This window comes from Streptomyces sp. NPDC050085 (assembly GCF_044460595.1).
Lineage (GTDB): Bacteria > Actinomycetota > Actinomycetes > Streptomycetales > Streptomycetaceae > Streptomyces.
In genome coordinates, this window is the sequence record NZ_JBITJZ010000001.1 from 939,245 (window position 1) to 963,668 (window position 24,424).

Genomic DNA, 24,424 nt, shown 5'->3' on the forward strand with positions numbered 1-24,424 from the left:
GCTCGCCACACACCGCGGTCGCCGGTGCCCGTATCCCGCGCGCACCGACGAAACCCCCGTGACTGGGAGCGATGCCCATTACGTTCGTAGTAGAGCCCGGTTCGGGCTCGTGGCCTTCGGGGCCGGTATGACTCGTTGCCCCTGTCGTTGATGATCCGGGGGGGTGCTGTCGTCGGTCCCGGTGGCACCGGTTGATCGCTGATGGAAGCGTGTCCGCCTGCGGGCAGGGCTGCGTAATCTGGCTGCCGGTCTCCGGTGCCCCGGTGGGCCACCGGCCGCGACTCCGGGGAGGGATTGCCCGTGACCAGCAACAACTTCACCTCGATCGACGTGTTCTGCGCCCTGGACGTGGGCAAGTCCGAACACCACGGCACCGACCTGCTCCTCGATCGTTTCCCACACTGACGGAGATCATTTCCCGCCGTCCGAGCCAGGTCCCGCCCCACGGCCAGGTATTTGACGCCCAACCCGAACGGCTAAAGCAACGGCGTTGCACTTCGCGGGACGCGATCGAACTACTCGCTGCCAGGGTCCACCGTCAGTGCGCTGGACGAGGTAGACGTCAGGCCATGTGTTACGGCTGTCGGACAGGATCGCCTCGGCTCTCCGTCGTGAGCTCATCTCCAGCGGGTCGACGTCGGGGTGAGACTCGGAAGCGATGCCGTATTCAGTGGCGACGGACTCGGTCACAGTGACTCCTGATGCGTAGTTGGCGCCTACGCACGTACGGCCCACGGCATGCTCGTCAGCGACCTCGTCCTCCTGTAAGTAGGCAGGCAGGTCCCGTCCCCAGCGGCCTCCGCCCTTGGCCGAAGTCCAAACGGGCCACCGCCTCGCCGAGCGGCGGGCCTCGAGTACCGCTACGACTCTATACGGGTGGGGCTATACCGGCGGTTCGTAGTTGATGCTGAACCCCTGCTCGTGCAGCCGCATCGCCCTCCGCTCCCGACTCAGCCCCGCCAGCATATCCTCGATCATCAAGTTGGGGCTGGATCGCATCAACGCATCCTGGAACACGGTCATGCCGATGGCCAGATTCTGGTCCGCCTGGTGGGGCAGTGCGATCTCGTTGGTCTCGCCCTGGTCATCCGGACGCGGCGCTTCGGGCTCTGTATCCGCCCACGCCAACTCCAAGATCTGCGAGGAGTACGTGAGGTTGTTGATGTTCCAGGTCAGAATCTCCTCGTCGTAGCCCTCACCAGCGGCATCACCCAACGGGCCAACCTCCATATCGACCAACGCCCGAGCCAGCGCGTACTCAAGCCGATCGCGCCGAGCCCCGCCGACAGGGCCAAGCTCCTCGACCATCGCAACGGTGATCCCGGCAGCGACGAGCCGACGTGCCACAGCCCGGTACCCCTCGACGTTCTCCGGCGAGAGCGCCTTCAGCTCCCGGGCAACATCGCGCGCGAACAGCTCCCGGTCGCTCTCGCTGTACTCGGTCATGCGCAGCCCCCGCCCCCTTGATCTGGACAACCCCCGTCACCGTACGAGGCGCGCCGTGCTCCCGGCAGCCCGTCCTTGCAGTTCCGAGCCGACCACCGGTTTCACGCGGACGTCCCAGCCGAGTTCGCCCAGCTCACGGGCCAGCTCGCGGTCGTACCGGTTCCCGCCCGACGATCGGCGCTGGTCGTCCCATCCGGCCGGCACGACGAAGTACACGATGCTCTTCACCCATACCCCCTCGGTGTCCGCTCCTGAATACCGTATGACCGCCCCGCTTTGGGCTCAGTCCAAATCGCCGGTTGCCACGAGGTGCGCGATGAACTGCTCGACGACCTCGTCCTGGGACGCCTCCGGTACCAGGGCATCGGCGACGTCGCTCTCCCAGCCCCATTCCGTGTTGAAGGTGATGGACTGCCCCTGAGGCACGATCTGGTCCCGAAGCCATTGACTGAATTCGGCGGCGAGGGCGGCGGTGCCGTCGTTGAGGGCGATCCCCTCAGGGTCCAGCTTTGCCACTCCCTCCAGCGCTTCGTCGCTCAAAGTGATGCCGAAGTGCATGGCGCGCCCGCCGAGCAGTGGCTCCGAACGCGGGTCCTCGACCTGAATGAAGGAGTCGGGATCGCGTTCCAGCAGTCGGTCCTTCAGCGCCGAGTACGTCAGCCCCCAAGTCTGCCCGGGCGGCGGGGAGAAGATGTACATGGTGCGCAGCTCGGCCAGTTCAGACGCCTGCATCACGAGACCTTCCAGTCAGAGTTCCCTCGCAATCAAGGAACATAGCGGGCATAGCCCTTGACTCCGTACGCGGCCATCATGACCCGCCAGTACCCCACCGAGTCCTGGCTGTTCGTGATGGTCTCCACTCCGGGAAGTTCCGGGTTCTGCTCCAGGGCGGACTTGTACTTCTTGAGCTCCAGACGGTCCTTGGCATAGAGGAAGTCCTTCTTGCTCGACTGGTGGTTCTCACGCAGGTCTTCCAGACTTCGGTAACACCGTTGGTCGGGTTTGTTCACGTACTTGGCTTCGACGGCCATGCCGTCGCTGTCCCGGATGCCGTCCACCATGAGGGTGTTGCTCGCGCCCAGCCCCTTGGCGATCGGCACCTCGTACTCCGGGTAGCCCGCGACACGCTTCTGGTAGGCGACCTCGGCCGGCTTGCCGCCGGAGACGTCGCCTTGGCGCAGCGAGCTGAGCCATAGCTGGAAGTCCTTCTGTTCCTGGCCGGCCAAGAGCGGGAACCGCGGGTCCGGTGGATTCGGCTGCGGGACGGGCTGGACCCGGGGGCCGTTCGCGGGCCGGTACGCCGCCGGCACCAGCAGGGGACTGCGCACCAGCGGGGCCAGGAAGGGCGGCACCGGCGGCAGGAGTCCGCGCCCCTCGTCGGGCTTCGGGATCTTCACCCGGGCCTTGGACTCATCCAGCGCGTGCGCGATCTCGCCGAGACTGGCGATCTTCGGGTCGCCCGAGACCAGTTCGTGAAGGCCGCCGTCATGGCCGTTGCCGCCGAGGATGGGACGCTCCCAGATCGGCTGGGGATCGCCGGTCAGCGGGTTGTCCTCGTAGGGGATCTTCGGCAGGGCGGTGTCGATGTGGTCGGCGTACGCATCGCAGGCGTCGGCGAGCATCTTGCACGCGGCGTGAAGGTTCGCAAGCAGCGTCTCCTCGGCCCCCACCTTGCCGGGCGGGACCGTTTTGCCGACGAACTTCTCGAACCACTTCTGCGACGCGTCGGCAGCCTCTCCGGCCTGATCCAAAGTCGCCGTGCCCCAGGCGCCCTCCGCTTCCCAGTAGGTGTCACCCATGATCTTCGCGGCGGTGCGCCAGGAACCTGCGACGTTGCGCAGCTTCTCGCGCTGCCCGTGGAAGCGCTTGTTGAGGAGGTACTGGTCCGACCAGCTGGTCTCGCCGACGACTTCCGGCAGGTCCTCTGCGTTGTGGCTCGCGTACGGGGTGCAGTCCGGCCCGGTCGGCTGGGCGCCGATCTCCGGAGCCGTGATCTTCCCCAGCAGTTCGGCCGCGACCTTGCTCTCCCGCTTCAAGAACTCCTCGGCGCCTTTCACCAGAGCGTTCGCGCCTCCGGCCATGGCCTGATGGGCATGGCCGGAGGCGTCGAAGACGGCCGTCACCGCCGGTTTGTAGACGGCAGCGAAGGCGCGGCCCGCATCGTCGTCGCCGGCCATGCCTCCGTGTTCGCTGAGCTCGGTGAACAGCAGGCCGACCATCTTGTAGATGAGGTCACGGAGTCCCACCAGCGACCATGACGCATCCACGAAGTTGCGCGTCTGGTGCTGGATGTCCACTGGCATCGCGAGTCTCCTCCGTGCTCCCCCGGCTCATCCGGAACCGTACCCACCGCCGGTCCGGCCGCGGTCAACGCCCCCTTGCCGGTTCGGGGATTCAGCCGCATTCTCGAAGCCGCCGCTCCGCGCATGCGGTCGGTTTCGGTCACTCGTAAAGCAGTGCCTGCACTCGACAAGAACGCCTGAGCACAGGCGAATTACGCATTCGAACGCAGTTGCCGCGATCTGGCGGGCGCCTCTACTGCACTCAACGGCGATTTCACGCCGATCCTCATCCGGGTGCCGACTTGCCCCGTTGCCTTGGCCCAAAGCACGTTGCTAGCCTCCATCGATCTTCACGCGCGGAAGCCGGGCAGCGACGAGTTGGGGTGGGCACATGGCGGACCGTCCTTGGGAAGCGGATGCGTCAGCTAGCTTCGTGAGGCGCCTGGGACGCTCACCACAAGAACTGGGCCTCACCAGCAACTCCGAAGCATGTCCCGACATCTGGGAGATGAGCAACGGCGACATCGCGGTGATCGGCCGCGACGCCACCACCGAGACGATAAACCGGCTCCCCGAGGGCGTATCGATCGCCGCGGACGAGCGGCTGGTCATCATTCCCCGCAGCATGGCCGCTGCCGCAAAACTGGACCTCCCTGATGCCTGAGAACCACACCCCTTCGCCCGCGTACGGTCATCACATCAGCAGGCTCCGGAACTTGCCGTCCGGAGAGCGCGGCAGCTTCCTGCCTACCAAGGAGTATGTGAAAGCCTTCTAGTCCGACTACGCCCGTCCGGAAGTGGCCTACCTCGACAAGGTGGAGTGCGGCCAGGAATTCCAGGAACCCGGCTTCGACTCCTGGGAGGCATGCCGAAGTGGCGCCTGGAACAAGGCCGTTGACCTGCTGGGCGACCAGCCCGCCTTGGACCGCCATTTCTCTGACGCGGCCAGGCGGCGCATGCGCCAGCGGCGGCTGCGCTATATCGAGTGCCCGCCGACGGACTACATCGTGTGGGAAATGGCCGTTCTGAACGAGCGGGTCGCACGGGGCGAGCAGATCCGTATCGCGTCCGTCGATACGAAACCCGGCTTCCAGGCACCCCCCCCCCGCTGGTTTTCCGAGCTTGTCATTCTCGGGACCCTCAGCCTGTATGAACTGAGGTACAACCAAGACGGAATACTGGCCGGAGCATACCGGCACACCGGCCAGGAGCTGATTTCCGGCTGCCGGAAAGACTTTGACGAGCTGTATCAGCGGGGCGAGGAGTTCGACTCCTTCCACCAGCGCGTCACCCAGCCACTGCTCGACAGGCGCCGCGCCGAGGCCGCCTCATGACGGCACCGCCCACGGCTCCCCCGCCAGAACACCGTACGGGCCGCCGCTGGCAGGCACGGGCCTGGTTCCGCTCACGCACCATGGCCCTGGCGCTCGCCGTGTTCGCGATCGTGTGTTCCATGGGCCTCGTAGTGATCTCCCCGCTCGCCCTGCCCGCCCTCGACGGCCGAGGAGAAGACTGGCAGAAGATCAGCAACATCGCTCAGGCGTACGGCGCCGTATCCGCCCTCCTGTCCGGACTGGCCGTCATCGGCGTGATCGTCTCCCTGATCCTTCAGGCGCGCGAGGGGAAAGCATCGCGCGTACAGACCGCGCGCGCCGCGCACACCGATCTGATCAAGACGGCCATCGAGAACCCCGATTACCTGGAGTGCTGGGGCGGCCCGGACCCGACTCGGAGCGTGCTGTTGCGCCGCCAGCACATGTACATCAACCTCGTGATCTCGTACTGGGAGATGTCGTACGAGATCGGCGACCTCAAGGACGACTGGCTCGCGGCCGTCAGCGACGAGGTCTTCACCGGCGAAGTCGGCCGGTCCTTCTGGGAGCGGTACCGCAGCGCTCGGATGACAACGGCACCGTCCCGGCGGCTTAAGCGCTTCAATCAGATCATCGATGACCGCTACCAGCGGGCCCTCGCTACGCCCCCACGCACCGGTGTGCCGCTGCCCGACCACTCCGTGCCCGGGCTCGCACCGCCAGGTCCTCGCAGCTCGAGGCAGTCCTGACCCGCCACACAATCAGGAGCCTGGCGCGTCCGTAAGGTCGGCGAAGCAGACGCAGTCAACCGCCCTCCCGGCCCGCGTGGGATGTGTGATAGATCTGCACCCGGCGGTCTTTCGCCCGGCCCCGGATCCTTTTCGACTCGGCTCCCCAAGTACGGTCAACCAGATTCCGGGGCCGCTTCCTCCCCAGCCCACGCACTGGCATCGAGAACTGCCGACGCCACCTGGTGCCTGCCCCGCCGTGGGGACCCGATGCGCTTCCCGTCCCGCAGCCCGCGATCTGCCCGACTGCCGGAGATGGTGCAATCACTCCACTCACCTTCACATGCAATCCGAAGCATCACAACTGTCCTATGAATTAGGCTAGTTCAGGTATCCGCATGACACCCGCCGCGCGATTTCGTTCTAGCCCGGAGCGCCACATGCCCAACGACAAGCCGCTGCTCGACAGTTCCGTCCCGCATTCCGCACGTATCTGGAATTACTGGCTCGGCGGTAAGGACTGCTACGAGGCCGACCGCCGGGTCGGCGACGAGATCCAGGCCATCAACCCAGAGATCGTGCACGTGGCCCGTGCGCAGCGCGCATTCCTTACCCGCGCCGTGGCCCACCTGACTACCGAGGGCGGGATCCGTCAGTTCCTCGACATCGGAACCGGACTCCCCACCATCGACAACACGCACGACGTCGCCCAGCGCCACGCCCCCGAGTCACGCATCGTGTACACCGACCACGACCCGGTCGTCCTGCGGCACGCCGAGGCCCTGCTGACCAGCACGCCACAGGGCGCCACCGACTACATCCAAGCCGATCTGCGCGAACCCCGCGCCATTCTGGAACAGGCCGCACACACCCTCGACTTCACCGAGCCGGTCGCCCTGATGCTCCTGGGTATCGTCGCCCACATCACCGACGACCAAGCGTACACCATCGTCGACGAACTCAAGAGCGCACTGCCCAGAGGCAGTTACCTGGTGCTGTGCGATAGCACCGAGGCGTATCACCCCGCAGCGACACGCGCGATGGCCGAGCAGTGGAACGCGAACAGTGACAATCCGCGAGTCAACCGCACTCCGGAGCAGATAGCCCAGTTTTTCAACGGCCTTGACCTCGTCGAGCCCGGCCTGACCTCCGTATCTCAGTGGCGCCCCGGCGCCAACAGCACGCCGGCGCCGGTCAGCAGCTTCGGCGGCATCGGCCTCAAGCCCTGACGCCCACGCCCCGGCAAGAAGCAACGAGGTGCCGCTGGACGTGGCGCTCGTCCTGCTCTGCGGCGCTCACACACGCCGCAGCCCGACCTCATCTGCCCGGCGGGCAGCCGCAATGCGGTGGCACGAAAAGCCCGGTCAGAGCACGCGGACCGGCGTGATGTCATCGATCTGTATCTGCACCGGCTCGCTGTCGCCGGCTTCCGGTCGGCTCAGCTTGAGCTGGGCCGGCCAGGGAACCGGCCACTTGGCCAGCGCATCGACCTCGCTCCCACGGGGTTGCGCGGTCGCGGTGGCCCACCAACAGAACCAGCTGTAGAGCGCGGGCGCGTGCAGGCCGCGCACCAGTTGCCGCGACGGTTCGGCTCGCGGAGCGTGCGGGCTGGAGCCGGACCGAGCGAGGCAATTCCTTGGCTGGTGCTGGCATACAGGCGAGCGAAGGGTGTTCAGACGGCCGTCGGTGGTGTCACACCCAGAAGGGGCCGCCGCGCTGGGACAGGACGGTGGGGGTGAGCGTGTTCTCGAGGACGGCTTGCCTCCACAGGGTGCGGTTGTTGTAGTGGGTCTGGTCGATGACCTGAGGGTCGTTCTTCCACTCGGCGAGGTGCTGAGCGACGGCGGCCAGGATCACAGCGTCACTGGCCGCCCCCTGCTGGGGTGTGGCTGCGTGCAGGGCGGCCACAGCCGCATGAGCCGGGTGGTACCTCAGCTCCATCACGGGCTCCGGCGCGTCAATCCCTTGCCGGAGTGCGGTGATTGCCTCCTGGAGGTGCTCGTCGCTTTCCGGCGCGGGCACCGTCAGCAGCGCTTCGAGAAGCGCTGTGGCCTCGGCAGTGTTCAGCAGCGTGATGGTGCTGCCGCTGAAGGTGTGGTGGAAGACCCGAAGGAGCACGTCGGTGAGCCGGGGCTTGTCCCGCCGATCGAACAGGCAGTGGGAGCAAAGCCAAGCCATGGGAACGTACCGCCGCCGCGGGTGGGGCATCCGGCCGATGAGTTCACCGGTCATCACCGGTGCGGCGCACAGGTTGCAGGAGGAGTCCGCGATGGCCGCCTTCGTGCGCATCGGCGCGGTCAGGGCGCCGGGCTCCGGCGGCTCGGGGTAGGTATAGGCGCGATAGGAGTCGGGATCCTCGATCCAGGCCCGGGCCTGGATGATGGCCTCGCGTAGCTGCTCGTCCGTCGCCTCGGCGCGGCTGGGCGCACCCATCCAGTCGTTCAGCTGCCGTTGGACGAAGGGGATCGGCTCGTACACTACTGCCGCCAGCGGCCCCACGTAGGTGGCGAGTAGCTTGCGCAGCTCGGCCCCGTGCAGCATGTCGAGACCCTCCCAGGACAAGGCCGGGAGTCCGGTCGGCATGGAGTGCGGGTCTTCCAGCCATCGCTCGACATGGGTGAGCGCGAGACCGAGTTGAGCCAGCGAGACCTCTGACCTCGACTTCTCCCCAATCGAATCGTTGACGATGCCATTGACCCTGCGTTCATGGATACCCAACGCCGCAGCGAGCTGCTCCACCCCCCAGTTGATCCGCTGCCTTGCCTGGTTTTCGGTCAGCAGGTTGACCGGCTCACACATCCGGCACGGAACACCAGCCGCAGTGGCCGGCCGTTCGCCGCACTGCCCGCACACGAACCCCGGGCACGCCGAGCACAGCGTCTCAAGGCCCTCGCTGTCCTCTCCTGCCGGCAGGCACCGTTCCTCACGCAGCTGCTCGGCAAGCGACCAGCACTCACCCGCACACGTCTCGGCGGCGGCCGCGGCGCCGACTTGAGGTACCAGGGCCTCACGCACGATGGGCCACTGCTTGTCCGCGTGAGCGTCGGTGTAGCTGTCGGCATGCCAGTACTCGAACTGCGCCGCCCGGTAGGCGGCCAGGAGGCGCTTGTCGCTGCCGCCTGCGACCTTGCGGTGCTCGCGGTGATCGAGACAGCCGCACCGCAGCCGCTCGGCGTATCCCCAAAACTCGGCACCGAAAGCCCCGCACTGCGGACACATAGTCCACTGGTAGGGCTCGTCGTCGTAGATACTCATCCCGTTCGCCTCGTAAAACCGCCACGGCCCACTCAAGGGGTCCAGACGGCCCCACGTGTCGACGTCCGCCGTGTCCTCCGGGAAGAACGGGCCCTCGGCCAGCAGCACTTGACCGTGCCACTCCTCAGGTACCACTACCGGCATGCAGCGGTCCGCGTTCTCATCCCGGCCCTCGAACCACTCCTCGTAGCCTCCGGCCGCCATCGCGAACCGGGCCCACCACGCCGGGGGCTCGGCCTCCGCCATGAACCAGATCCGCTGCTGCGGCAGCCAGAACGTCGGCGTGCGCGGCGAGCTCTCGGCGTCGTAGAACGTCACCGGCTCGTACGCCCACGGCACCCGCAGGTGGTCGAAGAACACCGACCAGCGGGCATGGAGCTCCGTACGGAACCCCACCTTGACCACCTCATACGCCACGTTCCCGCTCCTGTCAATGCATCGGGATGCCGGGCTTCACCCTCCACCAGCAGGGCCAGCACCGGTGCGCGCCGTCACCAGTACGGCCCATCGGTGCCCCCCTTCCGAGGTACGACACCGGCTGTCGATGCCACCCAAGCACCGCCCGGAGTCGGCCAATCAGCAGACGAACCGACGCCGCCGCGGCAGCGTGGGCGGTCGACCCACTACCAGCGTCTGCCCTCGCGGCAGAACTCCTCCAGGGCACGGGAGGCGACAATGTGATCCGCCGCGCCCAGGAACTCCTCATCACTCAAGGGCTGTTGGAAGGCCGCCCAGGGGCGTGCACCTACGTGCGCGCACCACACCGTCCGCGCCATGTCCTGTCCGCGCCGATCCACGCGCTTCTGCCGGATGCCTTCGAGTGCTCCTGCTCTGCCTTGTCCAGTACGCCGCATGTGCTGGCGCCCGCCACGGTCGCGGCCCGTCAGGTACCTGCCGGGGCTCCGTGCGTGCGGACCGACTACACGGGCCTGGACAGAAGCGGAGCCCCAGTGGTGACCGTCACCTCCTGGGAGCCGTGGCCGTAAATGACGCCAGCCCAATCGTGCTCCCCGACACCGATCCGCTCGCCGGACAGCCCGTCACCACGCGAATGGCCCGCATCGGCATCACCGTGACCCACCGGAGCGAAATCCTGGAGCAGGTGACACTGGATCGCGACGAGGCCGCCCGGGTATCGGCACCGGTCGGCTCCCTGGCGATCCGACTCACCCGCGTCCACTACACCGACAGCAACCGTGCCGTCGAGACCGCCGACTTCCTGCTCCCCGCAGCCCACTGGACCATCGCCTACCACCACAAGCACCCTGCGGAGATCGCACGCACGCCCTACAGTTCACCTTGACCCCTCCTGCTGCCTGTCGCCAGTCAGCTACCGTGCCAAGGTGGACCCCAATCTCCTTGAGCAGATAACCGCGGCACGCTTCCCCACCATGTGGGCCGGCTGCATCGCCTGGTCCCAGGTACTCACCGACTGGCACGCAACCGCGTACCCGTCCACCTGGGCGAAGATCCAGGAGCCGTCGACCGCCGCGCCCGCGCAGACTATGACGTTCGTGGCCGCGCTCGTCGCCTCCGCGCTCCACATCTCCGCCGTGGAAGGCGGCGCGGATGCCTCCGACGGCGCCGCCGTGACGATGATCCCGCTCCACGAGGCGGCCCGCCTGCCGATGGAGCAGGGCCTGATGCTGCTGACGAGCGCACCTGTGACCGATCCCGTCTGGCCCGACCTGCCCGACCTCATCGCCGACTGGCGGGCCGAAGGGACCCAGGCCGCGCAGACCCGCGAGGCGGCGCTCGCCTTGGCTAACCGTGTCCTGGTCCAGCATGCCGAGCACGCGGTATCACTCGGTGACCGCCTGCGTGACCTCCCCCGCTACGTGCAGGCGATCGAACGAATGGCCTCCGCCCCCTACCCGCCCGGCCCACCCAACACCGGCCGCGCGAGAGCCGCGGTGCAGGCCACATCCGCAGGCATCGTGAAACAACTGCACATGGTGCGCTCCGGGTTGGGAATCGCCCAGCTGTTGGGGAAGGTAACACCCGCCGAGCGGCGCGAGGCGAACCTGCTCGAGGCCGCTCTCGCCGACAGCATCCAACTCGCCTTCGCTCACGACGCATCCGTGGAGCAACACGAACGCGCAGCCACCGGGGCAGCGGCCGTGCGTGACCACGATGCCGAACACCACACCCACGCCGGCCCAGTAGCCGCTACGGACGCCCGATGGCACGCCGACCCACTCGGCTACCTGCGCCAGGAGTACACCGCCTACCTCGCGGGGCGACCTCAGCCCTCCGCCGCGAGGAGCCGGTCGGACGGCACCTTCCACATCGAGCTCACCGCCCGCATCCGCGCACACCACGATCTCCCCGCCAGCAGCGTCTGCGGACAGGGGCGTCACGGGCACAACTACACGATCACCGTTGAGCTCACCGCACCCGCGGCGCTGATCGACGACGACGTCTCCACCCAGCTGCGTATCGCCATCGGTGAACTCGAGCATGCCCAGGGGCCGTTGGCAGGTGGCGGCCTGGATACGCTCAGCGACAACAACGTGACATCCGATCCGGTGCCAGACGAACGATGGTTCGCGTCCTGGCTCCACCAGCACATCAGTGCCCGCCTGCCGCACCCGGTGGGCGAGTACGTCCTCGTCCAGGTCGCCACCGACGGCGTCGGCACCGTGCCGTCGGTGCACCTGGGCGCTGCACGCTGACCACCACCCCGGCCGTCACGTCACCCTCCCCCGCGCTCGCCGGGGTCCTTGAAGCCGTGGTAACGGCAGACCAGTTGCCAGGTACGGCGGTTACTGTCCCACCACAAGGCATCGGCGACGCGGGCCGGGGACAGCCACTGGTGGGCCTGGTGCTCAAGCGTGTTGACGGTCACCGTCGTGTCCGAAGTGCTGACGGTGTACAGGGTCTTGTCGAGCGTCAGCGACGGGGATATCGCCACGGTCACGCTGGATGCGACTTCAACCAGGTGGGCGGCGGCCAGCACCAGACCGGTCTCCTCTTGGACCTCGCGCAGTACGGCGCGCAGCGGTGTCTCCCCGTCCTCGATGCCGCCGGTGACCGGCTGCCAGAAGGCATCGTGCCGACCGGGGCGGGCCGGCACCTGGAGCAGGAGCACGCCCCGATCACTGGTGATCCAGCACTCGATGCTGGAACGGATCTCCATCAGGCTTTGTCTGCCTGGGACAGCGGGCCCTCAGGACGCGGAGCTGGACGATCAGTCATCGTGTGTGCTGTCCAAGGCGATGGGATGGGGGAAGGCGGAAGGGTAAGTTCTCCGCGGCCGACGAGCCAGACGCTGCCACCGAACTGGATCGAGGAGATCCGCTCAGCGTCACCGCGCGCGACGGCGAGAAGCGTAGACGGCCGGCCCACGCACCCTGGGACAGGGTGATCTGCGGACCTGAAGCAACACGGCCGTAGCGTACGAGATGAGCAGCCAGCGGTCCGGCGGCAGATCCACAGGCGGGGTCCTCTGGGGCCGCGACGTCGAAGGGGGAGAACATCCGGGTCGTGAAGGTCTCGTCGTGCCCCGCGAAGACATTGATGCGGCAGGAGCCGACGATCTGCCCCAGCACCGGGAGTTGGGGACGAGCCGTTCCACCGCGTCCACCGAATCGGCCATGACGTACAGGTGAGGAATTCCCGTCTGTCAACGGCCAGTTGTGATCCCCGGTGGCGGCCAGATGTCCCTCGCACTTCACCCGTCTCGGGAAGACCGGATGACGATGGCCGCCCCACACTCACATGTCCATGCGCCTGGCCGTCCGAGGCACGGATGCCGTCAGGCGTCGACGCCGCGCTCACTGCGCCCTCGACCGAGAGACCTGCTCCACTTACGTTGTCCAGCCAGGTCTCGGACGAGGGCGGTGACCGCACGCAATGAGCTCTGGGTCGCGGACGATGCTGCGTCGCTCGGGAATTCTTGAGCATGTGCAGAGTCCAGCAGGAGTGCGATGAGCTTGTCGTTCATGCCGGCGACGCAGCGGGCCCCCGCCTCGCCCAGCACCGTGCAGATGTCGTCCCGAGGGATTACCGGGCCCGGGATTCGACTCAGCGCGGTGAGCACCTTGCGATCCCATCGGTTCGGCCTCCACTGTCTGCTGTGCGCCTGCGTGGTCAGAGCCTCAATGCCTTGGAGTTCCTGCGGTCCCGCCAGTCTCATCAGCACCATGCCGGGGATCATTGCACGCGTCACGGCCGTGGGGCAGACACTCATGAATCTCGAGTAGAGGAGAGGCAATCACGGTGGCAGCGAGGGCGTTGATGTTCCGCCACGCTGCAGGCGGGCGTCGTGTTCTGCGCAGGGGCACCGGCGCAGTCGACGCTCCACTCGGCGACCAGAGGTCAGGGGCCCGAGGCGAGCAGGCGGGACCAGCTTGTTGTCAGGTGCGCAGAGCATCGGCACCGTTTCCGCGTAGTCGCTGAACCAGCTCGTCGATCAGTGCCGCCTCGTCCTGGGCCGGCGCGGACACGGTGGCCCGGGTGGGCTTGGCATCGCCGGTGGCGAGGATGCTGGCAGCGACACGGATGTGGGTGTTCGAGATGTCCCAGGTGGCGTGTACCGCACAGGAGGTGCGGCAGGTGGCTCCTAGGGCCTGCTTGACACGGCGTTCGATCCGCCACAGCTGAAGGGCGGCGGGGCGGTCGAGCTGATGGAACAGGGAGCGGACGGATACGTCGTCGGAGCGGCACTGCACCACGAGGAATCCGGCGCCGGTCGCGGGCAGGAAGGTCTCGGTGTCCAGGACCTGAGCGGCACGGTCGTCCAGATCGAGCACGCGCAGCGCGTGATGGGAGACGAGGAGGGCGTCCAGCCCCTGCGTTCGGGCGTCGAGTTGCTCAAGCCGCTCCCCCAGGTGTCCGGCGAGGGGTCGCACGGTGAGGTGGGGCGCGGCGGTGTGCAGCTGGGCGGTGCGGCGCGCGGATGAGGTCCCCACGACCGCGCCGCGCGGCAGCTCGGCCAGCGTCAACGCGGCCTGTCCGGTCGGCAGCACGAGGGCATCGCGCGGGTCGTCGCGATCCAGAACCGCCGCTACCGTCAGGTCCGGATCCTGCTCGCCTTCGGCGGGCATGTCCTTGCCGCTGGAGACCGTGAAATCGACGCGGTATTCGGTGAGTGCCAACTGCCCAAGGCGGTGGAGGTCCGTTCGCGCGCTCCCCCTCCTCGACGGCGCCGGCTCCGCCGCGCCGACGGCGAGGTCGGCGTAGTGCACGGCCAGGTGAGGGTGAACCTCTTCAAGGAGTCCTGCCACCTGGGCCGCCTGTGCCATGGCCACCGGTGATGCGGGCGTGCCGAGAATCACGCGGTTGGGCGGGAGCGGGGAGATCACGAGCGCCTCACCTTTGCGGCCGTCGCGCGGCCAGGCCAAGGCAGCAGAGCGTCGCCCATACTGCCGGGATCGGTCAACGAGTGGGGCCTCTGCATACGTCCGACCGGCAGGCCGCACGCGATTCCCGTCGCGGACTGCTGTGACATGAGCAGCGAACCGTTCACTCTGCCTGTGACCGCGGCAGCCCGGAGCCCGTTTCGAGCCGAGATCCGTACTGTACTCGTGCCCGCCGTTCAGCTCCCGCCCGGATGGCCATGACGGTCAGGCAAGCTGTTGATCGCGATCATCCCGGGGCACGGCATCAGCAGGCTCCACTTGAAGGCCCCGATGAGCAGTACGCCTTGACGCACCCAGTCGGACGGCACCAGAGTCTGATCAATCCCGTCGCTCAACAGGAAGGAAATCCAGTGAAGTTACAGCTGATGGGCAAGGATCCGGAATCCGGCGACCACGGCTCGCCCACCGTGTGGGTGGACGGTGACACGCACGAGCTGGTGATCCAGGGTTGGAGCGCTGATGAGGCCACCTTGGACGCTTGCCGCCGGGACGGGCCGATCCCCGGGCATGAGTCTGTGATCCGGATCCCGCCACGTATGGTGCCGCTGGTGAGGGAGGCTCTGGGTGTCGCAGAGCTTGACTGAGTTCGCCGCGCTGCTCGGTGCCGCCCAGTATTCGGCGCTGCACCTGGAGATGCGCGATCACTACGCGATGGGCAACGAGCAGGAGGCGTTCGCCGCCTGGCGCGACGGTGAACGTCTCGATCCGGAGGACCGGGCTTCGTGGTGGCGGCCGTGGCTGGATGTGGTGGCCGAGGCGACCGGGCGCGGGGTCGCGATGCGGCGGGCGCGGATCGTCTCGGCGCCGCCCAGCGAATACTCCCGCTACCTGTACGACATGACGTTCACCAACGTCTCGGCCGGGGAGGAGATTCGCTGGCTGAACCGGCGCCACGCCTCTGATCTCGCGCTGCCCGGCAACGACTTCTGGCTCTTCGACGACCGCATCGTGCAGTTCAACGTCTTCGACGCCCAAGGGGCGTGGGTGCACACCGACGAAAGCGACGATCCGGTGACGGCCGGGCTGTGTGCGACGGCATTCAAGGCCGTCTGGGAACGCGCAATCCCGCACGGCCAGTACCCGATCTGAGCCGCCCGCACATCTCTTCTGTCATGGCCGCCTCGCCCCTGTCCACGGTCCACTCCGCCCGCCAGAACGTGGCCGCAGCCCTGGCCGGGATCCGGGACGAGGCGGGGCTGAAGAACATCGAACTGTCCGCCCGGTGCGAGTGGAGCCGCAGCAAGACGTCGCGGATCGCCCGTGGGCTGACGCTGCCTTCACCGGCCGATATCCGCACCTGGTGTGCCGTCTGCGGCTCTCCGGACCGTGCCGACACACTGATCGCCCAGGTCCACCGTGTGCAGTCGATGTACCGGGAGTGGCGGCAGCTCCACCGCAACGGGATGCGCCATGTCCATCAGCAGTCCCGGCCGCTGTACGAACGCACGCGCGTGTTCCGCTTCTATAGCTCGTCCGTGCTGCCGAGTCTCCTGCAGGAGCAGGGATATGCACAGGGGCTGCTGAGGATGATGACCGCCTTCCAGGGCACCCCCGACGACGTCGACGCCGCCGTCCAGGCCCGGCTGAGCCGAGCCCGTCTCCTGCACCACGGCCCCCGCACGCTGTGCGCACTCATGGAGGAGACCGTCCTGTACCACCGGGTCTGCTCTCGCGAGGACATGACCCAACAGTTGCGCGCGCTGCTGACCATGATGTGCCGGCCCAACATCACGCTGGGGGTATTGCCGTTCGGCGCAGAGCGCACTGTGTGGCCGGGCGAGTCCTTCTACGTTTTCGACTACGCCGAAGTGGCACTCGAGACGTTCACCGCCACGATCACCATCACCGCTCCGGGCGAAGTCACCTCCTACCGTGATGCGTTCGAGCAGCTCGCCGCCAGCGCCGTGTACGGGCCCCAGGCCGCCGAGTGCATCGAACGCGCGCTGCGTGCGCTGGGGTGAATCGCTGCAACGGCATGCAACCGCGGTAGACCGTCCGCCGGAGCGGCTCCTACCGTCGCTGTCCTGGTGACGGCAACCTCGATGAGCAAGGAGCGTGTTCGGTGAGTCCTACGCGGCTGGCGGACCAGCTGTTCGCCACGAGGGCCCTGACGCCGCGGTGGAGGCCGCTGTTCACGAGCGTGCCGCGTCATCACTTCGTGCCCGAACAGCTGTGGATCCTCCGGGAGGGCAACACCCGCTGGAGACAGGTGAGTCGCCAGAAGCAGCCCGCCGCGTGGCACCCGCTGGTCCACTCCGACCAGGCGCTGACCACCCGGCCCGCCACGCATCTGCCCGACGGGACATGTCGGCCGGGCGTCGTCACCGCCCGGCCCTCGCTCGTGGCCCGTGTGTTCGATCTCCTGGATCCACGGCCGGGCATGCGTCTCCTGGTCGACGGGTGCGACTGGACGGCGGCGCTTGCCTGCGCCGCCGTCGGTGCCGCCCAGGTGACCGTGCTGGCCGAGGGCGAGGAAGACGCCGCCCGTCGCCGGGAACTGCTCGGCGCGCACGGGCACCGCCCGCGCATCATCCATGCCCGGCCCCTGCCTGCCCACGGCCGGGAAGCGCCCTACGACGGTGTCCTGGCCACACGCGTCGTGCGGGAGCCGCCCTGGGCGTGGATCACGCAGACTGCTCCGCGAGCGCGGATCGTCGTGCCCTGGTGTACCGCGTTCGGCCCGGTGGGCCTGTTGCGGCTCACGGTCGCCGAGGACGGCACGGCCGCGACGGGCCAGGTCCACGGACCGGTGGATGCCGGGCCGCCACCTTGCACTGGGGACGGCCCTGCGGTGGACATCGACGAGCGGGAGCCAGCGCGCACGAGTCTGGCAGTGTCTGCGCCAGCCGAGGTAGCCGACCTCCAGCTCGCTGGCGCCTTCCTCGGTACACGGCTTCCGCACGTATATATGGAGCACCGCCGCCCCCGTGCCCCGTTCGAGCAGGGCACTGGGGAACGGCTCCATCTCCATGACGGCGCCCGATCGCGCGCTGTCATCTACTGCAGCCGCCCGTACGCCGTCTACGAGTGGGGGCCGCGCGCCCTGTGGCAGGAGGCCGCGCGCGAACTGGAGCAGTGGCAGCGCCTTGACCGGCCCGGCCTCCAAGATCTCCGCGTCCGCCTCGACCAGGCGGGTGTGCACGTCAGCGTGGCACGCGCCGCGCACACGTCTTGGACGCTGCCGCCCGGCTGAGCACGGCCTGGGGCGCACGCAAGCGGGCGACCAGCTACGCGGCCTGTGGCTCTGCGCGGGGCGTCGGCTGTGAAGCGGCGGCAAGGCGTCGGCACAACTCGAGCCAGTGAGAGTCCTGCGGGACCGCGCCGGTGCGCCAGCGGCGGGCCATCGCCTCGACCACCTGTCCCAGGTTTTTGGATTCCACACTCCAGGCGGGTCCGTCGGCAGCAATCCACCACAATTCCTGGTGCGCCGGATCGGCAAATACGAAGACGCCGGGAATTTGCACCTTTAGCGCAGTCATGGTGCCGATATCCCGCGCGGAGAGTTCTTCGACCAGCCGCACGGCTTGACCGTAATCGTCGACGATGGCGATGGGGGCCATTTCGTTATCTCCTGTCTCAAGCCGCGAGATGCGGGGCGGGGTCGTCCTGGCGGGCGGCCAGCGAGATCAGGTGCGCCGCGTGCTGCACCTGGGGCAGGCAGTCGGCGATGTCCCCGGACGTGTCCTTGATCGCCTGATACAGCAGGACCACGCCCAGGGCCGCGCCGCCGGCGAGCACCGGGACGGCCACGGAGTCCCAGCCTGGCTGGCATTCCTGCCGCCCAAGGGAGTACCCGTCACGGCGCACGGCGGCCAGCGAACTCAGCAGTTCCTCATCCGGCAGCGCCCCGGGACCGGCCGTGGCCGGAATCGGCTCGGCAAGCACGCGGGTTTGCACGGACTGCGGGGCGTAGGCCATCAGGACCCGGCCGCTGGCTCCGGCGCGCAGCGACACACCCGTGGTGAAGATCGTTTCGGCGGATGCGCCGAAGACATCCAGGCTCTGCCCACCCGCGGCGAAGTCGCTGCAGAACCGGACTGGCCGGGCGCCGTTCTGCGCCAGCGTGTAGTAGAAGACGAAGCCGCCGCACGCGGCTTGGAGGTCCACCAGGACCTGATGCGGGTCCACGTGCTCGTATCGGCTGACCAGTGCGTTCGCCCCGAAGTGCGCCGCATGGGCTCCCAGCCGGTAGGGGCCGCGCGGCTCCGGCTGCTCGACCCATCCTCGCGCGATGACGACGGCGAGGATGCGGTGGACGACGGCGTTGTCGAGGCCCGCGTAGTCGGCGATGGCCGTGAGGTGATGCGAGTCCCCGGGCAGGTCGACGAATGCCTCGAGCACGCGCGTAACCCGCTCGGCGTGGCTGTGACCTGTTATCCGCTCCACTGTCATGTCGGCTCCCAGTTCTGAGGAAACGTTTCCCGTCCGGCTGGTCCCGCCGGAGGGCATGGCACGTCCCGCGGAGCCCCTGCCGAACGGCAGGGGCTCTCCCGTGCGGACACGGTGCCAGCCCGAAACCGGAAGTGGACTTCCAGGGTCCGCTTTATTTATCGTTCAACCACGACGCTTCGCCGGTCCCCCGTACGGCTCAGCCTGGTTGCCCGGCCTGGGCGGCTCCGGGAATGTGGCCGCCAGGGACCGATCGAAGTGGGGGTGCCGTTATGGACGAGGATGACTTCGAGGGCGCCGAGAGGCCGCCCACGGTCTATCTGAGTCTGGCCGAGGCGCTCGCTCACTGGCGGCTTCGGGCCGGGCGCCGCGCCGGGCGCCGTGGCGGGCTGTCCAAGATCGAGGTTGCGCGAGGCGCCGGACTGAGTCAGCCCTGGTACCGCAAGCTGGAGAACGGAACCTACCCGCGCGTTCGGGTCGCCGCCGTCGAGGGCCTCGTGGACGTGCTCGGCCTCAACGAGGACGAGCGGCAGTTCCTTTACGCGCACACCCCCGGAGGGGGCGCGCGCACCCCCGGCCCGGCGACTCCGCAGGTGGTGGATCCCCACGTCCTGGTACTGCTCCACCTCCTGCCCTTCCCCGCCTACGTCACCGACGACGCGTGGAATGTGCTCGCTTACAACCGCCCCATGGCCTGGTGGTTTAGCTGGGCGACGGAGCCGGGCGCGAATCTGCTGCGCTGGGCTCTGTTCTGCCGGGAAGCCCGCGCCATCTACGTCGACTGGAAGGACCAGGTCCCTCTCTATCTGGCCTTGCTCCGCCAGGCGATGGCCCACCGGCGCGGCGACCACCGCTTGCTGCAGCTGCGGGGAGCCGCCCTGGAGGATCCGGAGTGCCGCCGCGCCTGGGAGGAGAGCCGGCACGCCCTGCGCGCCCACCGCGACGGCGACCGGTTCCGCATCCTGCTCCCGCACGTTTCCCCCACCGAGATGCAGGTCACCTCGCACCTCCTCTTTCCCGCCACCCAGCCGCATCTGCGGTTCGTAGTTCTTACCCGGCCCGAGGACGGCCCCCTACCGGAAGGCATCTCCGGCCAAGGCCCGGCAGCCCCCTGACTGCGGCACCTCCATGCAGCCGTCTCAGTACGGAAAGCCGTCTCATTTGCGGTCAGCGCAAATAGCCTTCCCCGCCTCATGAATTGCGCTGAGCGCAAATCCATAAGGCACCTTTAAGAGTCCTTGACGGGCTCTTACAGCGTGCCTTAAATTCCCTCCACTGGCGGAGATCAGCGCGAAAGTCGAGGAACAGCGGTGCGTGGCTACAAAAGCAAGATTGCCTACGTCTTCGACGACAGCAGGTCCGCGTCGCATGTGCGTCCCGACATCGGCCGCACCACCGGAACCGTGACCATGCTCGCCCGGATCACTGGGCGACGCCGTCTGTACCTGCGCTGACACAGCACGCCTCGGCGGCTGATTCAGCGGCCCGTCACACCTCCGGACAGACCGCCCGCGCCGCACTCGGCATCACATCGGCTGCCCAGCGGACGGAGCACCGGAGCCCGGCCAGTCCTCGCTGTATCCCTCCGGCATCTGACGCACGCGCCGCGCCGGTCGGGGCACCCCGTCAACAGCCACGTCACTGCCGACGTCTTGGCCACGGATTCAACTTCTGACGCTCGGCGTCTGAGAGCGGTAACTCCCAGACGCCGAGCACCATCACCGCCTCCAGGCAGGGCCCGGAGGACCATCACCACGCCGTACCGGACTCTTTGCAACGGAGCACACCGGCAACGGCGCATGAGGCAGGGGAGAGTTTGACATGTCTGATCGTCCGGGCAAAGCGCCGGGGTTCCGCCTTGGGTGCCGGACTCCGTGGACCGGATCGTCCCGGCCCGCCATGGCTGCGACGCGGGCAGGAGGCGTTCGCTGATGTCCCGCATCCGTACCCTCAAGCCGGAGGCGTTCCGTTCGGCGAGCCTGGGCCGGGTGTCCCTGTCCGCGGAGCGCACGTTCTTCGGGCTGTTCGGTGTCGCCGACGACCACGGACGATACGAGGACCGGCCCCGACTCATCGCCGGGGACCTGTGGTGCGAGCGCCCCGGGCACGGCCCCAACGGCGTCGCGGACGATCTGCGTCAGCTGGAGCACGAGGGCATGATCTGCCGCTACACCGGCTGTGACGGCAAGGCATACCTGCACGTCATCAACTGGTTCAAGCACCAGAAGATCGACAGGCCGTCGGCGCCTCACCATCCTCGCTGCCCGGCACATGCTGCTGCGCAGAAGTGCAAGGAATGCGGCTCTGCCGCCTGCCTGCCGCCCGTGCCCGCGGACGATGCCGCCATGGCGTCCGACACCGCGCTCGTTCCCCTTCAGTTGTCTCCTGCGCACAGCGCTGACTTCGAGTCGGCCCCCTCCGCCGTGACCTCCCCCACCGGGCAACTGTGCGCATCGGCGGCAGACTCGTTTCCGTCGGTGTCGGCCGTTGCGACCGTCCCCGCCACCGTGCAGAACACGGTGATCGAGGCCCGTGCGGAGGCGATCCTCGCGAGGACTCGCGAGGATGCATCGGATACTCGCGAGGATGCGGCGTCTGGATCTAGGACCCAGGATCCAGGATCTACCCCTACGGGGGGCGGCGCTGCCGCCGACCCCATCCCTGTTCTGCGGACCGTCACCACTCCCCTGTCCGCGGAGGACTCCGGCGAGGCGAAGGTGACTGCGGAGCAGCTGATGCGTGAGTACCTGAAGGGGTGTGCGTATCGTCCGCCGCGAAAGCTCCTGAACGTCCTGGGCCGGGAACTGCGTGATCTGCTCAACGAGGGCTACGAGGCAGCGGTGGTGCGTCAGGCGCTGGAGCGGTGGCGCCACCGTGAGCTGGCGCCGACCGCACTGCCCGGCTTCGTCAACGATGTCCTCAACGTCGGCCCGGCGGCTCCCGCCGCCATTCGGGGCGTGGCCGGCCGGTCCGGCTACACGCCGTGGATGAATCCCGAGGAGTCCGAGGGTGCGGATGTGTGGCACGAGGCGGTGGCCGCGTGACCCGGGCACGGCTGAGTGATCCTCAGCCCCTGGCCGGCAATCGGGCGGTGGCGTGGATGGAGTCCAAGATCGCCGCGCTCGGCATTGATCCGGCGCTGCCGCTGCCCGAGACGCCGGAGCCGCTGCCCGCGCTGGAGGCCGCGCAACTGCGCATCCCCGTCGAGTACCGGCAGGCGCTCGCCGACCATCCCGCCGTGCTCGCCTGGGTGCGCTCGATCACCGAGGCGGCCGTCGCGCCCAGCCGCGGCGGGCGCGGGCGCCTGGAGCTGACCACCGGTGGCTCGCTGTTGCTGCACGGCTCGACCGGGCGGGGCAAGACCTGGCAGGCGTTCGGTGCGATCCGCGCGCTGACGGCCTCCGGGTGCGCGGTGCGCTGGCATGCCACCACGGCAGCCGACCTGTACGCGGACATGCGACCGAGTGCCGGGGTGGACCCGGAGTATCAGATGCGGCACGTGATGCGGATCCCGCTGCTGCTGCTCGACGACCTCGGTGCCGCGCGGACCACGGAGTGGACCGACGAGCTGACCTATCGGCTCGTCAACTACCGGCACAACCACCGGTTGCCCACGCTGATCACCACCAACCTGCCGCCCGTGCGCACCGCGAACGTGCCCGCTGGGCAGCCGGTGCTGCGGGACAAGGTCGGCGACCGGGTGATGTCCCGGCTGCGCGGCATGTGCGAGCGAATCGAGTTCACCGGCCCCGACCGGCGCATCCACACGGCCTGACGGCCGACCGGCACCATCCCGCATCCGCTGCGCCCCGGCGCAGCGGCAACACCTGCGCGGCTACGCCCGTCTCCAGTCCGCTCTGTTCTTCACCGCGCCTGCTCGGCCCGCCGAGCGCCGAGCCGCGGCTCCCTGTTCTCTCATGCATCCGGAGTCTTCTGACCATGCGTCACCTCACCAGCGTCGATGCCCCTGCCACCGCTCTGCGCGGAGCCAGTGATCCGCACTGGCGCGACCACGCCGCCTGCCGCGAGATGGACCTCGCGGAATCCGAGCGGCTCTTCTTCTGCAGCACCCGCGCGAGGCGGACCATCAGCGAGGCAAAGACCTGGTGCCAGGGCTGCCCCGTGCGTCAGGACTGCCTGCAGGCGGCCATCGAAGAAGGACTCGGCGAGGGCATCCGCGGCGGTCTCACCGCCACCGAACGCCGCCCCTTGCACGCCGACTGGAATCAGCGCTTCGACGCCTCCCGCATCCTGCGCGCCTTCTGGTACCGCCGCGACGTCGTCCTCAACACCGACGAGCGCGACGCCCTGGCCCGCCTCGCCCACCTGGCCGGGTGGACCCCCGACCGTCTCGCCCAGGCCCTGAAGGTCGGCCCCAAGTTCGGCGGCGAACTGCTTCTGATGGCCCGCGCCGACATCGAAGAACTCGAACTGCCCACCACCGTCACCGCCCTGTGCGACCACATCCGCGAGCAGCACAACCCGCAGCCCAAGACGAAGGACGTGAAAAGGCGCAGAGGGAAGAAGGCTGCCGCAGCCGCCCGTGTACTGCCGTTCCCCGTCGCCGCACCGACGTGCGACAGCCGCTGGAAGGCCGCGGCCTGATGCGCGCCGCTCCCGCCCAGGCCGAGGCGCTGCTGACCTGGCTCACCCGAGTCCTGGTCGGCGTGGCCGTGCTCACCTTCGCCTTCACCGAGGTGAACGTGACCCTGTTCGCCACCAGTCGCGGCGTGCCCTGGCCCATCGCGATCCTGCTCGACCCGATGGTCGGCCTCGCTCTGGCAGGCGTGCTGTACGCCGACGCCCGCCTCGCCGCCTGGGGCCTGCGCCCGCCGGGCTGGTCCGCCGCCCTGCGCTGGTTCACCGCCCTGGCCGCTACCGCGATGAACACCTGGACCTCCGTCTGGCCCACCGGTGTCATCGGCTGGCCCCGGCACGCCGAGCCGGCCGGGATCGTTCTGCACGGCATCCCTACCGTCATGCTCGTCCTGCTCACCGAAGCCATCGCCGCCTACCGGCGGGCCATCACCCCTCTGCTGACCGCCCCCTCCTCCCCCGCGCCGAACACCCAACCGGTCGAACCGACCGATACAGAATCTCGGATCGTGCGCAGCCGACCGACCGCACCGGCCGCGGTCGACACTCGCAACAGCGCACTGGAGCAGACCGACCGAGGGCGGGCGCTGCCTTCGGCACATCCGGCATCCGCCGACAGGCCGGGCCGGGAATCCCACAGCCACTCCCCAACAGCACCGATTCCCGTTCCGCACGGACACCTCCCCGCCGCCTCGGCGACGACGACCGCGTCAAACGGCCGAGGTCCCGTGCACGTCCCCGGGACGCCCCCTGCCGCCAGCGCCGCCACGAGCGGCCCGCACAGCCTCCGCGACGGCGCGGACACCGCCGCAGACGACCCGGACCTGGCAGCCCTGCGCGAGCGCGCCCGCCAACTCGACTCCGATGTCCGGGCCGAGACCGGGCAGGGCGCCAGCACCTGGCGGTTGCGTACCCAACTGCGCATCGGCCTGCCTCGGGCCAGGGATCTCTTCGCCGAACTCAATCCCGACACCGATGAGATCACCGATCCCCGCTGACCGACCGCTCCCACCGACCCGGGCTATCCCGGCGATCTGCCGATACGTCCCGGT

General features: G+C 68.3%; 27 protein-coding genes. 16 read left to right on the forward strand and 11 right to left on the reverse strand.

The annotated features are described in order from the left end of the window. Positions 1-882 precede the first annotated feature (882 nt). Genes ACIBUY_RS03845 through ACIBUY_RS03860 form a run of 4 tightly spaced genes read right to left on the reverse strand, consistent with a single transcriptional unit; the run spans position 883 to position 3,749 of the window. A complete protein-coding gene (locus ACIBUY_RS03845) occupies positions 883-1,446 on the reverse strand; it encodes a hypothetical protein (RefSeq protein ID WP_399151644.1) in 564 nt (187 codons plus the stop codon). 36 nt (positions 1,447-1,482) lie between these two features. After that, positions 1,483-1,674 (reverse strand): hypothetical protein, encoded by a 192-nt coding sequence (locus ACIBUY_RS03850; RefSeq protein WP_399151645.1) that lies wholly within the window; start codon positions 1,672-1,674, stop codon positions 1,483-1,485. Between the two features lie 54 nt (positions 1,675-1,728). Next, positions 1,729-2,178: a hypothetical protein gene (locus ACIBUY_RS03855; protein WP_399151646.1), complete on the reverse strand. Its 450-nt coding sequence runs from the start codon at positions 2,176-2,178 to the stop codon at positions 1,729-1,731. A gap of 32 nt (positions 2,179-2,210) precedes the next feature. Continuing rightward, on the reverse strand, positions 2,211-3,749 hold the full coding sequence (locus ACIBUY_RS03860) for a restriction endonuclease fold toxin-2 domain-containing protein (RefSeq protein WP_399151647.1): 1,539 nt from the start codon (positions 3,747-3,749) through the stop codon (positions 2,211-2,213). 487 nt (positions 3,750-4,236) lie between these two features. On the opposite strand from ACIBUY_RS03860, the gene ACIBUY_RS03865 reads away from it, so the two are divergent. From ACIBUY_RS03865 to ACIBUY_RS03880, 4 genes are all read left to right on the forward strand, one after another. Beyond that, positions 4,237-4,392, forward strand: coding sequence for a hypothetical protein (locus ACIBUY_RS03865; protein WP_399151648.1), 156 nt, complete (start codon positions 4,237-4,239; stop codon positions 4,390-4,392). Positions 4,393-4,525: 133 nt separating this feature from the next. Beyond that, positions 4,526-5,062 carry a DUF6879 family protein gene (locus ACIBUY_RS03870; RefSeq protein ID WP_399151649.1) on the forward strand — a complete coding sequence of 179 codons (537 nt, stop codon included), beginning with the start codon at positions 4,526-4,528 and terminating at the stop codon, positions 5,060-5,062. Beyond that, positions 5,059-5,790 (forward strand): DUF6082 family protein, encoded by a 732-nt coding sequence (locus ACIBUY_RS03875; protein ID WP_399151650.1) that lies wholly within the window; start codon positions 5,059-5,061, stop codon positions 5,788-5,790. Before ACIBUY_RS03870 ends, ACIBUY_RS03875 begins: the two co-directional genes overlap by 4 nt. Positions 5,791-6,209: 419 nt before the next feature. Further along, positions 6,210-6,998, forward strand: coding sequence for an SAM-dependent methyltransferase (locus tag ACIBUY_RS03880; protein WP_399151651.1), 789 nt, complete (start codon positions 6,210-6,212; stop codon positions 6,996-6,998). A 135-nt stretch (positions 6,999-7,133) separates the two neighbouring features. On the opposite strand, the gene ACIBUY_RS03885 is transcribed toward ACIBUY_RS03880, so the two are convergent. Further along, positions 7,134-7,340, reverse strand: coding sequence for a hypothetical protein (locus ACIBUY_RS03885; RefSeq protein ID WP_399151652.1), 207 nt, complete (start codon positions 7,338-7,340; stop codon positions 7,134-7,136). A 121-nt stretch (positions 7,341-7,461) separates the two neighbouring features. Then, positions 7,462-9,441, reverse strand: coding sequence for a hypothetical protein (locus tag ACIBUY_RS03890; protein WP_399151653.1), 1,980 nt, complete (start codon positions 9,439-9,441; stop codon positions 7,462-7,464). Between the two features lie 559 nt (positions 9,442-10,000). Between ACIBUY_RS03890 and ACIBUY_RS03895 the strand changes: the two genes are divergently transcribed. Both ACIBUY_RS03895 and ACIBUY_RS03900 read left to right on the forward strand, forming a co-directional pair. Beyond that, positions 10,001-10,327 (forward strand): UTRA domain-containing protein, encoded by a 327-nt coding sequence (locus tag ACIBUY_RS03895; RefSeq protein ID WP_399151654.1) that lies wholly within the window; start codon positions 10,001-10,003, stop codon positions 10,325-10,327. A 40-nt stretch (positions 10,328-10,367) separates the two neighbouring features. Continuing rightward, positions 10,368-11,699, forward strand: coding sequence for a hypothetical protein (locus ACIBUY_RS03900; RefSeq protein WP_399151655.1), 1,332 nt, complete (start codon positions 10,368-10,370; stop codon positions 11,697-11,699). A 20-nt stretch (positions 11,700-11,719) separates the two neighbouring features. Here the strand turns inward: ACIBUY_RS03900 and ACIBUY_RS03905 are convergent, their stop codons facing one another. The 3 genes from ACIBUY_RS03905 to hemC all read right to left on the reverse strand — a co-directional run bounded on the left by ACIBUY_RS03905 (position 11,720) and on the right by hemC (position 14,330). After that, complete coding sequence (locus ACIBUY_RS03905; RefSeq protein WP_399151656.1) at positions 11,720-12,163, reverse strand: NUDIX domain-containing protein; 444 nt, start codon at positions 12,161-12,163, stop codon at positions 11,720-11,722. A gap of 55 nt (positions 12,164-12,218) precedes the next feature. Beyond that, positions 12,219-12,740 carry a PhzF family phenazine biosynthesis protein gene (locus ACIBUY_RS03910; protein WP_399151657.1) on the reverse strand — a complete coding sequence of 174 codons (522 nt, stop codon included), beginning with the start codon at positions 12,738-12,740 and terminating at the stop codon, positions 12,219-12,221. A 642-nt stretch (positions 12,741-13,382) separates the two neighbouring features. Next, positions 13,383-14,330, reverse strand: a complete 948-nt coding sequence (hemC, locus tag ACIBUY_RS03915; protein ID WP_399151658.1) for a hydroxymethylbilane synthase — start codon at positions 14,328-14,330, stop codon at positions 13,383-13,385. A gap of 407 nt (positions 14,331-14,737) precedes the next feature. On the opposite strand from hemC, the gene ACIBUY_RS03920 reads away from it, so the two are divergent. The 4 genes from ACIBUY_RS03920 to ACIBUY_RS03935 all read left to right on the forward strand — a co-directional run bounded on the left by ACIBUY_RS03920 (position 14,738) and on the right by ACIBUY_RS03935 (position 17,580). Further along, a complete protein-coding gene (locus tag ACIBUY_RS03920; protein ID WP_399151659.1) occupies positions 14,738-14,971 on the forward strand; it encodes a hypothetical protein in 234 nt (77 codons plus the stop codon). Further along, the gene (locus tag ACIBUY_RS03925) at positions 14,952-15,476 is read left to right on the forward strand and encodes a DUF6879 family protein (RefSeq protein WP_399151660.1); all 525 of its coding nucleotides are present in this window, start codon (positions 14,952-14,954) and stop codon (positions 15,474-15,476) included. Before ACIBUY_RS03920 ends, ACIBUY_RS03925 begins: the two co-directional genes overlap by 20 nt. A 23-nt stretch (positions 15,477-15,499) precedes the next feature. Continuing rightward, on the forward strand, positions 15,500-16,348 hold the full coding sequence (locus ACIBUY_RS03930; RefSeq protein ID WP_399151661.1) for a helix-turn-helix domain-containing protein: 849 nt from the start codon (positions 15,500-15,502) through the stop codon (positions 16,346-16,348). Between the two features lie 101 nt (positions 16,349-16,449). Then, positions 16,450-17,580 (forward strand): hypothetical protein, encoded by a 1,131-nt coding sequence (locus ACIBUY_RS03935; protein ID WP_399151662.1) that lies wholly within the window; start codon positions 16,450-16,452, stop codon positions 17,578-17,580. Between the two features lie 34 nt (positions 17,581-17,614). Here ACIBUY_RS03935 and ACIBUY_RS03940 read toward each other — a convergent pair whose 3' ends face one another. Beyond that, positions 17,615-17,947 (reverse strand): hypothetical protein, encoded by a 333-nt coding sequence (locus ACIBUY_RS03940; protein WP_399151663.1) that lies wholly within the window; start codon positions 17,945-17,947, stop codon positions 17,615-17,617. 16 nt (positions 17,948-17,963) lie between these two features. Continuing rightward, positions 17,964-18,779, reverse strand: coding sequence for an IclR family transcriptional regulator C-terminal domain-containing protein (locus ACIBUY_RS03945; protein ID WP_399151664.1), 816 nt, complete (start codon positions 18,777-18,779; stop codon positions 17,964-17,966). Between the two features lie 269 nt (positions 18,780-19,048). Here ACIBUY_RS03945 and ACIBUY_RS03950 point away from each other — a divergent pair, with 269 nt between their 5' ends. From ACIBUY_RS03950 to ACIBUY_RS03975, 6 genes are all read left to right on the forward strand, one after another. Further along, complete coding sequence (locus ACIBUY_RS03950; protein ID WP_399151665.1) at positions 19,049-19,891, forward strand: helix-turn-helix transcriptional regulator; 843 nt, start codon at positions 19,049-19,051, stop codon at positions 19,889-19,891. A 195-nt stretch (positions 19,892-20,086) separates the two neighbouring features. After that, positions 20,087-20,230, forward strand: coding sequence for a hypothetical protein (locus ACIBUY_RS03955; protein WP_399151666.1), 144 nt, complete (start codon positions 20,087-20,089; stop codon positions 20,228-20,230). Between the two features lie 420 nt (positions 20,231-20,650). Continuing rightward, the gene (locus tag ACIBUY_RS03960) at positions 20,651-21,820 is read left to right on the forward strand and encodes a hypothetical protein (protein WP_399151667.1); all 1,170 of its coding nucleotides are present in this window, start codon (positions 20,651-20,653) and stop codon (positions 21,818-21,820) included. Between the two features lie 56 nt (positions 21,821-21,876). Beyond that, positions 21,877-22,551 carry an ATP-binding protein gene (locus ACIBUY_RS03965; RefSeq protein ID WP_399151668.1) on the forward strand — a complete coding sequence of 225 codons (675 nt, stop codon included), beginning with the start codon at positions 21,877-21,879 and terminating at the stop codon, positions 22,549-22,551. A 164-nt stretch (positions 22,552-22,715) separates the two neighbouring features. Further along, positions 22,716-23,381 carry a WhiB family transcriptional regulator gene (locus ACIBUY_RS03970; protein WP_399151669.1) on the forward strand — a complete coding sequence of 222 codons (666 nt, stop codon included), beginning with the start codon at positions 22,716-22,718 and terminating at the stop codon, positions 23,379-23,381. Next, positions 23,381-24,370, forward strand: a complete 990-nt coding sequence (locus ACIBUY_RS03975; protein WP_399151670.1) for an extensin — start codon at positions 23,381-23,383, stop codon at positions 24,368-24,370. Before ACIBUY_RS03970 ends, ACIBUY_RS03975 begins: the two co-directional genes overlap by 1 nt. Positions 24,371-24,424: the final 54 nt, after the last annotated feature.